We start from the raw sequence: 12,485 nt of genomic DNA, 5'->3' as shown, positions 1-12,485 counted from the left end.
CCTCGGAAACACCGGACAAGGAGCATCATCATGGACACCAGCCTGAAGGGCAGGACAGCCGTCATCACCGGCGGCGCACGAGGCATCGGGCTCGCGGTCGCGCGGTCGCTGGCGGCCGAAGGGGCGGACATCGCCCTGCTCGACCTGCTCGACGTCGTCGACGAATCGGCAGCGGCGATCGCGCGAGACTTCGGCGTGCGGGCGATCGGACGGCGTCTCGACGTCACCGATCAGGACGCGACCGACGCGGTCTTCGACGAGATCGCCGCCGAGCTGGGCGTGCCGCAGGTGCTGCTGACGGCGGCGGGCATCGAGATCAACGAGGACTCGATCGACGTGTCGGCGCGCAACTGGCGCAAGGTCATCGACGTGAACCTCACCGGTACGTTCTTCTCGGCCCAGGCCTTCGGACGCGGGCTGCTGCGCGCGGGGGTTCCGGGCAGCGCCGTGCTCATCTCGTCGATGTCCGGCGAGATCGTCAACGTGCCGCAGTGGGCGGCGTCGTACAACTCGTCCAAGGCCGCGGTCGCCCACCTCGCGAAATCGCTCGCCGTCGAGTGGGCCGCCTCCGACATCCGGGTCAACTCGATCGCGCCCGGCTACGTGCTCACCGACCTCACGAAGGAGATCCTCGAGCGGGAGCCCGAGCTCGAAGCCGATTGGGTCGCCCGCATCCCGCAGGGCCGCATGGCGACTCCGGAAGACCTCACGGGCCTCGTGATCTTCCTCGCGTCCGATGCGTCGAGCTACCTCACGGCGCAGCAGATCGTCATCGACGGCGGCTACACGGCCGTCTGAGTCCTGCCGCACCGCGAGACCCTCTCCTGCCGACATCGGCGGGAGGGGGTCTCGGTGCAGAGAGTCTCAGTGGAAGAAGTGACGCTCCCCGGTGAAGAACATCGTCACGCCGGCCTTGCGCGCGGCGTCGACGACCTCCTCGTCGCGGACCGATCCACCCGGCTGCACGATCGCCGTGATGCCGGCGTCGAGGAGCACCTGGGGGCCGTCGGCGAAGGGGAAGAAGGCATCGGATGCCGCGACCGACCCGGCCGCGCGGTCGCCGGCGCGCTCCACGGCAAGGCGGCAGGAGTCCACACGGTTGACCTGCCCCATGCCGACGCCGACCGTCGCGTTGTCCTTCGCGAGCACGATCGCGTTCGACTTCACGGCGCGGCAGGCCTTCCACGCGAAGATGAGGTTCTCCATCTCCTCGTCGCTCGGACGCTCGCCGGACACGAGCTCCCAGTTCTTCGCGACCGAGCCGATGTCGTCGGGGAAGCGGTCGGCGTCCTGCAGCAGGAGTCCGCCCGAGACGAGGCGCACGTCCATCCGCTCCTGCTGCCAGTCGGCGGGCAGCTGCAGCAGACGCAGGTTCTTCTTCGCCTTGAAGACCTCGAGCGCGGCGGGCTCGAACGACGGAGCCACGATCACCTCGGTGAAGATGTCCTTGAGGTTCTCGGCCATCTTCAGGGTCACGGTGCCGTTCGCGGCGATCACTCCGCCGTACGCCGAGACCGGGTCGCACTCGTGGGCGCGCAGGTGGGCGCTGGCGATCGGGTCGAGGGCGTTCGGCGCCGTGGTCGCGATGCCGCACGGGTTGGCGTGTTTGATGATCGCGACGGCCGGCTTCACCATGTCGTACGCGGCGCGCAGCGCGGCATCCGCGTCGACATAGTTGTTGTACGACATCTCCTTGCCCTGCAGCTGCGTCGCCTGGGCGATGCCGTGGCCGCCGGAGCGCGTGTAGATCGCACCGCGCTGGTGCGAGTTCTCGCCGTAGCGGAGCGTCGCGAGGCGCTCGGCCTGGATCGTGAGGTGCGCGGGCAGGTCGCCGCCGTCGTTCAGCGTGCCCTCCGCGAACCACGAGGCGACCGCGGTGTCGTAGGCCGCGGTGTGGGCGAACGCGCGCGCGGCGAGCTCGCGCCGCTGCGTGAGCCCGGTGCCGCCGGCCTCGATGGCGCTGATGATGCCGGGGTAGGACTGCGGCGAGACGACGATCGCGACGTTCGCGTGGTTCTTCGCCGCGGCGCGGACCATCGCCGGACCGCCGATGTCGATCTGCTCGACGACGTCGTCGCCCTCGGCACCCGAGGCGACGGTCTCGACGAACGGGTACAGGTTGACGACGACGAGTTCGAAGGGCTCGATGCCGAGGTCGGCCAGCTGACGCTCGTGGTCCTCGAGGCGCAGGTCGGCGAGCACGGCGCCGTGCACCTTCGGGTGCAGCGTCTTCACGCGGCCGTCGAGCATCTCGGCGACGCCCGTCACCGCAGCGACGTCGGTCACGTCGTATCCGGCCTCGCGGATCGCCGCGGCGGTCGAGCCGGTCGACACGATCTCGACGTCGGCGTCGGCGAGCGCCTTCGCGAGCACCAGCAGGTCGGTCTTGTCGCTCACCGAGACGAGTGCACGGCGGATCCGGACGGTGTCGCGGTCGCGGTACAGCGAGTAGTCGTGGCGGGGGCCGGCCATGAAGTGCTCCTTCTGCGAGAGGTCGTGGTGCTGCGAGAGGTCGTGGTGGTGCGGTTTCAGGAGGTGAGCGACAGCTCACCGGTCGCGATGCGGCGCACCACGTCGATGAGCAGGCGCCGCTCGACGGGCTTGATGCGCTCGTGGAGGGTGTGCTCTGTGTCGCCGTCGAGCACGGGCACGCGCTCCTGGGCGAGGATCGGTCCGGTGTCGACGCCGTCGTCGACGACGATGACGCTCGCTCCGGTCTCGGCGACGCCCGCGGCCAGTGCGTCGCGGACGCCGTGCGCTCCGGGGAACTCCGGCAGGTAGGCGGGGTGCGTGTTGATGAGGCGCGGCGCGTAGGCGGCGACCAGGTCGTGGGGCAGCAGTCGCATGAGACCGCTCAGCACCACGAGGTCGGGATTCCAGACCGCGAGCTGGTTGCCCAGCTCCTCCCCCCAAGCCTCCCTGCTCTCATGCTCGTGCCACGGCACGGTGAAGCTGGGGATGCCGAACTCCTCGGCGTGCGCGAGCCCGTCGGCTTGCCGGTCGGCTCCGACGACGACGACCCGTGCGGGGAAATCGGGGTCGCGAGCGGCCTCGAGAAGGGCACGAAGATTCGAGCCGGTGCCCGAGATGAGAACGGCGACCGTGAGCACGCGCCCAGTCTACCGGGGGCGGCACGCCGGCCCGCACCGCATGTCAGGCGAGCGGATCGGCCGGATCGCGGCGTGGCAGCCGGAATTCCGTCGCCTGGTCGGACGGGTCGGAATCCGTCCACGACGAGCGTTCCGGGTCCTCCCACGACCGGCGGTCGCCGTCGTCCCACGTGATGGCGACTGCGTCGGCCGATGCGGTGTCGGATGCCGTCATCGCGGCCATCCACCGGTCGGTGCGCTCTTCGGCGACCTCGTCGCGGTGACGCGGAGACAGCAGCAGGATCGCCGCGCCCAGCATCACCTCGCCGCCGAGCGCGAGAGAGAACGGGAGCGGCGCGGGGCCGGCCTCCGCGAGGCGGCCCGGCCCGATCGACCCGGAGGCGAGGACCGCGGCGAGCGCGGCGACGATCGCCGTGACGGCTCCCATGCCGACCGCGATGACAGCGCGCGGGGCGGTATGGAGCGGCGTCCCCTCCCACACGAGCCGCGAGCGGACGGCCCACCCGGCGAACGCGCCGGCGCCGATCGGGAGCAGCACGACGATCAGCATCCAGATCGTGGTGTGCTCGGGGAGCAGCCCGAACACGGGGATCCCGGGCACGACCCCGAGCTGCGTCCCGGCCGGCGAGACGGCGGAGCCCACGCCCACCGAGAAACCGGGGCCGGCGAGCCACGACGCGGTCCACACGAGCATGGTGGGCAGGTAGGCGAGCTGGCCGAGGGTGATGACCGTCGCGCCCAGGCCGTCGACCCGCGTCGCCTGGAACAGGGCGACCACCTCGCCTCCCCTGACGAGCGTGAGGATCGCCAGCGCGAGTCCGGCGATCGCGACCGTGGTCGTGATCGCGAACGCGGCGCCTCGGGCGACGGATGCCGGGACGGGCCCCCATCCGCCCCAGGAGTCCACGACGTCGTGGATGCGGTCGACGACGCTGCCGTCGCCGTCCTGCCAGGCGACGCGTACCGCGCCGACGAGCGCGCCGACGAGATACACGACAGGGGGCAGCGCGATCGCGAGGAGCAGGGGCGTCTCGGCCGCGGCGAGGCGGCCCGTGAACGCGACCGCGGCGGCGATCACTGTCATCGTCGCGGTGCCCGAGACGACGCCGAGCACCCACGCCCCTGCCCGAGCAGCACGGGCGCCGGAGCGCGCAGCGAACAGGAGCGTGAACAGCAGGAACGCGAGCGGCGTCACCGACAGGGTGAAGACCGCGGCATCCGGAGCGACGCCAGCCGCCCGCAGCGCCTCCGTGCCGATCTCGATGTCGAGAGGCGCTCCGTGACCGAACTGCCACAGGGTGCCGGCGAGCGGCCACAGCGCCCCCCAGTCGGCCGTCGCGCCGAAGGCGAGGGTCCAGAGCAGGGTGAGCGGCGCCAGCAGTGCAGCGAGCCCGACGGCGGCCGCGATGGCGGCGTCGAAGGCGGCGAGGAGCGCGACGAGGAGGCGTTGCATGACGATTCGAGACTACGACGAGAAGGCCGTCGCCGCCCGCGGGCGCGCGCGGTGCGGCGGACACGATATCGTCTCCTCCGGAGGTTCCCCGATGTCAACTGCCCCGTCCCCCACCACCTCAGAGACCGAACCGGCGAACGCGCTCGATCGCTTCTTCGAGATCAGCAAGCGCGGTTCCACCCTCGGCACCGAGATCCGAGGTGGCCTGGTGACGTTCGTCACGATGGCCTACATCGTGATCCTCAACCCGATCATCCTGTCCGGCTCCGCCGATGTCGACGGCAACACGCTCGACTTCAGCGCCGTCGGTGCCGCGACGGCCCTGACCGCCGGCATCATGACCATCCTCTTCGGCGTCATCACGCGCCTGCCGTTCGGCTTCGCCGCCGGTCTCGGCATCAACGCCTTCGTCGCGTTCTCCGTCGTCGGGCAGGTCACCTGGCCCGAGGCGATGGCGCTCGTGATGATCAACGGTGTCGTGATCGTGCTGCTCGCGGTCACCGGCCTGCGCAAGATGATCTTCGACGCCGTGCCGTTCCAGCTCAAGATCGCGATCACGGTCGGCATCGGCCTGTTCATCGCCTTCATCGGCTTCGTGAACTCCGGCTTCGTCACCGCGACCGGCTCGGCATCCCCGCCCGTCGGCCTGGGTGTCGGCGGATCCGTCGCCACCGTCCCCACGGTGCTGTTCATCGTGACGCTGATCATCACCGGCATTCTCGTCGCCCGCAAGGTGAAGGGCGGCCTGCTCATCGGTCTCGTCTCCGGCACCGTGCTGGCCGTGATCGTCGAGGCGGTCTGGCACCTCGGCGCGGCGGCCGAGGGCAACGCGGGCGGATGGGGCCTCACGGTCCCCGCGCTCTCCGGCGTGCCGTTCAGCCTTCCCGACCTGAGCCTGGTCGGCGCCGTCGACTTCGGCTTCGACCTGAGCAAGGTCAGCCTCGTCGCCATCGTCATGATCGTCTTCACCCTCGTGTTCTCGAACTTCTTCGACGCGATGGGCACCATGACGGGCCTCGCCAAGGAGGCGAACCTCGCCGACGAGAAGGGCGACTTCCCCCGCATCAAGTCGGCGCTGGTCGTCGAGGGCGTCGGCGCGATCGTCGGCGGTGGCACCTCGTCGTCGTCGAGCACCGTGTTCATCGAGTCCGGCGCCGGCATCGGCGAGGGCGCGCGCACCGGCTTCGCGAACGTCATCACGGGCGCGATGTTCCTGCTGGCGATGTTCCTCACACCGCTCACGTCGATCGTGCCGACCGAGATCGCGGCCGCAGCCCTCGTGATCGTCGGCGCGATGATGATGGCGCAGATCAAGTACATCGACCTGACCGACTTCAGCGTGCTGCTGCCGGTGTTCCTCACGGTCACCGTGATGCCCCTGACGTACTCGATCGCCAACGGCATCGGAGCGGGCTTCGTGAGCTGGGTGCTCGTGCAGGCCCTCTCCGGCAAGGCGAAGCGCATCAGCCCGCTGCTGTGGGTCGTCGCGGTCGGCTTCGTGCTCTTCTTCGCTCGCGGACCCATCGAGGCCCTGTTCGGCGTCGCCTGATCGCACCATGACAGAGGGGCGGATGCTGCGGCATCCGCCCCTCTTCGTGTCTGCGGACGGGCTCGGTGTCTGCACACCCCCGTCGCCGGGCATGAGAAAGGCCCCGGGGTGGAGCCCGGGGCCTTCTCGTCCAGCTTAGCGCGTCAGAGCGATTCGACGATCTCGCGCATCAGGGCTGCGGTCTCGGACGGCGTCTTGCCGACCTTCACGCCGGCGGCCTCGAGGGCCTCCTTCTTCGCCTGGGCGGTGCCGGCGGAGCCGGAGACGATGGCGCCTGCGTGACCCATGGTCTTGCCCTCGGGAGCCGTGAAGCCCGCGACGTAGCCGACGACCGGCTTCGTGACGTGCGCCTTGATGTAGTCGGCGGCACGCTCCTCGGCGTCGCCGCCGATCTCGCCGATCATGACGATGGCCTTGGTCTCGGGGTCGGCCTCGAACGCAGCGAGCGCGTCGATGTGCGTGGTGCCGATGACCGGGTCGCCGCCGATGCCGATGGCGGTCGAGAAGCCGAGGTCGCGCAGCTCGAACATCATCTGGTACGTGAGGGTTCCCGACTTCGACACGAGGCCGATCGGGCCCTTGCCGGTGATGTTCGCCGGGGTGATGCCGACGAGCGCCTCACCGGGCGTGATGATGCCGGGGCAGTTCGGGCCGATGATGCGGGTCTTGTTGCCCTTGCTCTGGGCGTACGCCCAGGCCTCGGCCGAGTCGCCGACGGGAACGCCCTCGGTGATGACGACGAGCAGCGGGATCTCGGCGTCGATGGCCTCGATCATCGCGTCCTTCGTGAAGGCGCCGGGAACGAAGGCGATCGACACGTCGGCGCCGGTCTCCTTCATGGCCTCGGCGACCGAGCCGAACACGGGCAGCTCGACGGCTGCGCCGTCCTTGTCGGTGTGCGAGACGGTCGTGCCGGCCTTGCGGGCGTTGACGCCGCCGACGACCTGGGTGCCGGCCTTCAGCATGAGCGCGGTGTGCTTCGTGCCCTCGCCGCCGGTGATGCCCTGGACGATGACCTTGGAGTCCTTGTTGAGGTAGATCGACATTCTTCTAGTCCTTCAGTCTCAGGCGTTGGCGAGCTCGGCGGCCTTGTCGGCGCCCTCGTCCATCGTGGCGGCCAGGGTGACGAGCGGGTGCGCGTACTCCGCGAGGATCGCGCGTCCCTCCTCGACGCGGTTGCCGTCGAGGCGCACGACGAGCGGCTTGGAGGCCGCGGAGCCGAGCGTCTCGAGGGCGCCCTTGATGCCGTTCGCGACGGCGTCGCACGCGGTGATGCCGCCGAAGACGTTCACGAAGACGCTCTTGACCTGCGGGTCGCCGAGGATGACGTCGAGGCCGTTGGCCATGACCTCCGCCGAGGCGCCGCCGCCGATGTCGAGGAAGTTGGCTGGCTTGACGCCGTTGTGGTTCTCGCCGGCGTAGGCGACGACGTCGAGCGTCGACATGACGAGCCCAGCGCCGTTGCCGATGATGCCGACCTCGCCGTCGAGCTTCACGTAGTTGAGGCCGGACTTCTTCGCCTTTGCCTCGAGCGGGTCGGCCGCGTCCTTGTCCTCGAGCTCCTCGTGCTCCGGGTGACGGATCTCGGAGGCGTTGTCGTCGAGCGTGACCTTGCCGTCGAGGGCGATGATGTCGCCCTCCTCGGTGCGGACGAGCGGGTTGACCTCGACGAGCGTCGCGTCCTCGCCCTTGTAGACGTCGAACAGCTTCACGAAGACGTCGGAGACCTTCTCGACGAGGTCCTCGGGGAAGTTCGCCGCGCGGGCGATCTCGACGGCCTTCTCCTTGTCGATGCCCGTCAGCGGGTTGACCTCGACGCGGGCGAGGGCCTCGGGGCGCTCGACCGCGAGCTCCTCGATCTCCATGCCGCCCTCGACCGAGCAGAGGCTCAGGTACGAGCGGTTGGCGCGGTCGAGCAGCACGGAGAAGTAGAACTCCTCGGCGATGCGCGCACCCTGCGCGACCATGACGCGCTTGACGACGTGGCCCTTGATGTCGAGGCCGAGGATGGCCTTCGCGGCCTCGTACGCCTCGTCGGGGGTCTTGGCGACCTTGACGCCGCCCGCCTTGCCACGGCCGCCGGTCTTCACCTGAGCCTTGACGACGACCACTCCGCCGATCTTCTCGGCTGCCGCCCTCACCTCCTCAGGGGTGTCCGCGACGATGCCGGCGAGGACCGGCACTCCGTACTTCTCGAAAACGTCTCGTGCCTGGTACTCGTACAGATCCACTGTGGTTCCTTCACTGGGCTGCTGTCTGGTAATTCTCTCGATGTCGAGACATCGACCAGTCCCCCAGCCTACTACCTCGGCCTGAGCGCCCCGGAGCGCGGGAACCGCTGGCGCGAGGCCACGGAGGTTCTAGGCTTTCGCTATGCGAGACTTCTCCGATTCGCGCGACGCCGTCGTCGCCGCAGCACTCGAGCTCTTCCAGGCCCAGGGCTTCGATCAGACCTCCGTCGAGCAGATCGCGAAGGCCGCCGGTGTCTCCCGGTCGACGTTCTTCCGCCAGTTCGGCGGCAAGGAGGACGTCGTGTTCGCCGACCACGAGGTGATGCTCGGCCAGCTGCGCGAGTACCTCGCCGAAGGGCATGACGACCCGTGGGGCGCGGTGTGCGCAGCATCCGAATCGGTCTTCGCGCATTTCGCACGCGACCCGGAGCTGGCCCGCCGTCGCTATCAGGTGGTGCGTCAGGTGCCGGTGCTGCGCGAGCGCGAGATCATCACGGTGTTCCGCTACGAGCGCCTCTTCGACGACTACCTGCGCAGCGCGCTGCCCGGGGTCGACCCTCTGGATGCCGTCGGCTTCGCCGCCCTGGTCACCGCGGTGCACAACCACGTGCTGCGGCAGCTGCTCCGCGGCAAGAAGAAGGTGCCGCTGTCGACCCTGCAGACCGCCCTCGCCGATGTGCGACGCCGCTACGGCGTGCCGGCGGAGCCCGAGACCGGTGCCCCCGACGACGTCGTGGTCGCCGTGTTCCCCCGGTCGATGCCGGTCGCGGAGATCACCCGCCGCCTGCGGTCGCAGCTGGACTGACCCCACGCCGACCCGGGCGACGGCCGTCCGCGCGCCCGCCTTCGTGAAACCGAGTACCGAGGAGTACGATACTCAGGTCCACGAAGGAGTCCCCATGAGCACCGAAGCCTCCCCCGTCCCCGGCGAGCGGATCGCCTCGTACGACATCACCGCCCGGCAGGACAGCGACTACTACGCGGTGTTCGCCGACATCCCCGAGGCCGACCGTGCGGCGTGGGACCGCGCGAAGGCGTACATCGACGAGGTCGGGCCGCAGATGGCGGATGCCTGGGACCGGGCCGAGTACCCCCTCGACGCCGCCCGCCGCATGGGCGAGATGGACCTCGTCGTCGACGGGATCGAGCATCCGGCCCTCACACACCTCTCGCCGCTCGCCGCCGGCCTCGTCAACATGGAGATCTCGCGGGGCGACGGGTCTCTCGGCACCGTGCTCGCCGTGCAGGGCGGTCTCGCCCTGCGCACCCTCGCCCTGTTCGGTTCGCCCGCCCAGCAGGAGCGCTGGCTGACGGCCCTCGCCGACGGCTCGGTCCTCGGCTCCTTCGCCCTCACCGAGCCCGACCACGGCTCCGACTCGGTGTCGCTCGAGACGGTCGCCCGGCGCGACGGCGAGGAGTGGGTCATCCGCGGAGCGAAGAAGTGGATCGGCAACGGCGCCTCCGGCGGCATCACCTTCGTCTGGGCGCGCGTCGACGACGAGACCGCCGCCGAGCACGGGGCCGTCCGCTGCTTCCTCGTCGAGCAGGAGACCCCCGGGTACACGGGCACCGCGATCCGGGGCAAGGCGTCGCTGCGGGCGATCCACCAGGCACACATCCGCCTCGACGACGTGCGCGTACCGCTCGACGCGGTGCTGCCTGGTACGAAGAGCTTCAAGGACGCCTCGATCGTCCTGTACGCGACGCGTTCCGGAGTCGCCTGGTCGGCACTCGGGCACGCGACCGCCTGCTACGAGGCCGCCCTCGCGTACGCCACGCAGCGGGTGCAGTTCGGCAAGCCGCTCGCCGGCTTCCAGATGGTGCAGGAGCGGCTGACCCACATGCTGGAGGACCTCACGGCGATGCAGCTGTACTGCCGGCGCCTCGCCGACCTCGAGACCGCAGGCCTGCTGCGGCCCACCCAGGCGTCGCTCGCGAAGTTCCACAACACCCGCGCGGCGCGGCGGGTGGCGTCGACCGCTCGCGACCTGCTCGGCGGCAACGGGATCCTGCTCGAGTACGGCGTGATGCAGCACATGGCCGACATCGAGGCGATCCACACCTACGAGGGGACGGAGAGCGTGCAGGCCCTGCTGCTCGGGCGCGACATCACCGGCAGGAGCGCTTTCGCCTGAGCGCTCCCGCGACGCGGGTGCGTGAACGCCGAGATGACGCGGGACGTGCCGGTCAGTCGCAGCCGCAGCCGCCGGCCGGCGTCTTCACCATGAAGCACACGTCGCAGACGCCGTAGTCGCGCTCCACCGGCTTGGGCGTCGTCGCGACGCGGGGTGCGGCGGCCGCGCGGGGCGTCGAGGACCGCTTCGCCTTCACCGGCGCGATCGGGCGGAACTCGCTCGGGTGCGTGACGTAGAAGTACGGCGCGCGACCCTCGCTCGCCCGCAGGCGCAGCGGCGTCGATCCGACGACGATGACCTCGTCCTCGGCGAAGCCGTTGGTGTAGGTCTTCCCGATGTGCAGGCTCGCGCCCTCACCGCGACGGATCGCCTCGATGTACCGGCCGCGGTCGATGTAGGAGGAGATGCCGACGGCATCCGTGATCGCCGTGATGAACTCGTGGTTCTCTTCGGCGATGCGGTGGGCGCGGAGCGCCTCGCGGAGCGATCGGTACGGACGGGAGGTTCCGGTGGGGGTCGGGCCCTGGACTTCGTTCATCTCCTCCAGGATCTCACGTCCTGACGTGGAAGACTGGCGGCATGGTTCGCGCGACGATCATCGGATCCGGTCCGAACGGCCTTGCGGCGGGGGTCTCCCTCGCCCGCGCCGGCTACGAGGTGCGGGTGCTGGAGGCGGCCGACACGATCGGCGGCGGCGTCCGCAGCGCCGTGACGACGCTGCCCGGTTTCGTGCACGACGTCTGCTCGGCCGTGCACCCCGCCGCACTGTCGTCGCCGTTCTTCCAGGCGTTCGGGCTCGCGGACCGCATCGACTGGATCGTGCCGGACATCTCGTACGCGCACCCGCTCGACGGCGGCCGCGCGGGCGTCGCCTGGCACGACATCGAGAAGACCGCGGCGGGACTGGGCGTCGACGGCAAGGCCTGGCTGGCTCTCCTGCGCCCCTTGAGTCGGCACATCGAGGGCGTCGTCGACTTCACCGGGAATCAGATGCTGCGCATCCCCCGGGAGCCGCTCACCGCCCTGCGCTTCGGCCTGCGGATGATCGACCAGGGCACGCCGTTCGCCTCCCTCTCGTTCCGCACCGACGAGGCCGCCGGTCTCATCTCCGGCGTGCTCGCGCACGCACCGGCGCGGATGCCGTCGCTCGCCGCCTCCGCCGCGGGGCTGCTGCTCGCTGCCGCGGGTCACGCCGGCGGCTGGATGTACCCGCGCGGCGGTGCCCAGCGCATCGCCGACGCCATGGTCGCCGACATCGAGGCGCACGGCGGCACGGTCGAGTCGGGGGTCCACGTCACCGATCTCGGCGATCTCGACTGGGGGGACCCGGATGCCGGCGACCTGCTGCTGCTGAACACGTCGCCGCGGCTGCTGCTCACCCACCCCGACATCCCCGACCGCTACGCCAGGGCGATCCAGGGATACCGCTACGGCGCCGCCGCCGCGAAGGTCGACTTCGCCCTCGACGGGCCCATCCCCTGGACCAACCCCGACGTGGCCCGGGCGCCCACCGTGCACCTCGGCGGCACGAGAGCCGAGGTCGCCGCGAGCGAGAACGCCGTGGCGCGCGGCCGGGTCAGCGACCGACCGTATGTGCTCACCGTCCAGCCGTCGGTTCTCGACCCGACGCGCGCCCCCGAGGGCAAGGCCGTGCTGTGGGCATACATCCACGTGCCGGCGAACTCCGACCTCGACCCGACCGAGCTCGTCACCCGGCAGGTCGAGAGGTTCGCCCCGGGCTTCCGCGACCTCATCCTCGCGCACCACGCAGTACCGGCCTCGGCACGCGAGGCCGTCAACCCGGCCGAGATCGGCGGCGACATCCTCGGCGGCGCCTTCACGATCCCGCAGGCCATCCGGCGGCCCGTGCTGAGCGTGGCCCCGTGGCGCACTCCGATGCGCGGCGTGTACCTCGCCTCCTCGTCGACCCCGCCCGGTCCCGGCGTCAACGGCATGGCCGGGTGGCACGCCGCGCGCACAGCGCTCGCGGACGCCGGCGAACGAGCC

At 70.4% G+C, this 12,485-nt stretch carries 11 protein-coding genes; 5 read left to right on the top strand and 6 right to left on the bottom strand.

Features of this window, described 5'->3' with window-relative positions:
- The first annotated feature begins 30 nt into the window (after positions 1-30).
- Positions 31-798, top strand: a complete 768-nt coding sequence (locus RAC69_RS13175) for an SDR family oxidoreductase (RefSeq protein WP_341935194.1) — start codon at positions 31-33, stop codon at positions 796-798.
- A gap of 66 nt (positions 799-864) precedes the next feature.
- Here RAC69_RS13175 and purH read toward each other — a convergent pair whose 3' ends face one another.
- From purH to RAC69_RS13160, 3 genes are read right to left on the bottom strand one after another with little or no spacing between them, the layout of a single operon-like run.
- Positions 865-2,472, bottom strand: coding sequence for a bifunctional phosphoribosylaminoimidazolecarboxamide formyltransferase/IMP cyclohydrolase (gene purH / locus RAC69_RS13170; RefSeq protein WP_375087202.1), 1,608 nt, complete (start codon positions 2,470-2,472; stop codon positions 865-867).
- A gap of 56 nt (positions 2,473-2,528) precedes the next feature.
- A complete protein-coding gene (gene purN / locus RAC69_RS13165; RefSeq protein ID WP_375087201.1) occupies positions 2,529-3,110 on the bottom strand; it encodes a phosphoribosylglycinamide formyltransferase in 582 nt (193 codons plus the stop codon).
- A gap of 43 nt (positions 3,111-3,153) precedes the next feature.
- A complete protein-coding gene (locus RAC69_RS13160; protein ID WP_375087200.1) occupies positions 3,154-4,563 on the bottom strand; it encodes a DUF6350 family protein in 1,410 nt (469 codons plus the stop codon).
- Positions 4,564-4,654: 91 nt separating this feature from the next.
- On the opposite strand from RAC69_RS13160, the gene RAC69_RS13155 reads away from it, so the two are divergent.
- Positions 4,655-6,112, top strand: a complete 1,458-nt coding sequence (locus RAC69_RS13155) for an NCS2 family permease (protein ID WP_375087199.1) — start codon at positions 4,655-4,657, stop codon at positions 6,110-6,112.
- Between the two features lie 143 nt (positions 6,113-6,255).
- Here the strand turns inward: RAC69_RS13155 and sucD are convergent, their stop codons facing one another.
- Entirely contained in the window at positions 6,256-7,158 is a 903-nt protein-coding gene (gene sucD, locus RAC69_RS13150) for a succinate--CoA ligase subunit alpha (RefSeq protein ID WP_096714261.1), read from the bottom strand.
- Between the two features lie 18 nt (positions 7,159-7,176).
- Complete coding sequence (gene sucC / locus RAC69_RS13145) at positions 7,177-8,343, bottom strand: ADP-forming succinate--CoA ligase subunit beta (RefSeq protein WP_096714262.1); 1,167 nt, start codon at positions 8,341-8,343, stop codon at positions 7,177-7,179.
- A 142-nt stretch (positions 8,344-8,485) separates the two neighbouring features.
- On the opposite strand from sucC, the gene RAC69_RS13140 reads away from it, so the two are divergent.
- Complete coding sequence (locus RAC69_RS13140) at positions 8,486-9,148, top strand: TetR family transcriptional regulator (RefSeq protein WP_341935198.1); 663 nt, start codon at positions 8,486-8,488, stop codon at positions 9,146-9,148.
- Positions 9,149-9,242: 94 nt separating this feature from the next.
- On the top strand, positions 9,243-10,478 hold the full coding sequence (locus tag RAC69_RS13135; RefSeq protein ID WP_375087198.1) for an acyl-CoA dehydrogenase family protein: 1,236 nt from the start codon (positions 9,243-9,245) through the stop codon (positions 10,476-10,478).
- Between the two features lie 52 nt (positions 10,479-10,530).
- Here RAC69_RS13135 and RAC69_RS13130 read toward each other — a convergent pair whose 3' ends face one another.
- Positions 10,531-11,016, bottom strand: a complete 486-nt coding sequence (locus tag RAC69_RS13130) for a hypothetical protein (protein WP_375087197.1) — start codon at positions 11,014-11,016, stop codon at positions 10,531-10,533.
- A gap of 41 nt (positions 11,017-11,057) precedes the next feature.
- Between RAC69_RS13130 and RAC69_RS13125 the strand changes: the two genes are divergently transcribed.
- Positions 11,058-12,485 (top strand): phytoene desaturase family protein (locus tag RAC69_RS13125; RefSeq protein WP_375087196.1); only part of this gene is annotated, 1,428 nt, incomplete at its 3' end.

It is taken from the genome of Microbacterium sp. LS_15 (genome assembly GCF_041954735.1).
Classification (GTDB): Bacteria; Actinomycetota; Actinomycetes; order Actinomycetales; family Microbacteriaceae; genus Microbacterium.
Note: the sequence above shows the minus strand (reverse complement) of the source record. Positions and strands in the feature narration are given on the sequence as shown.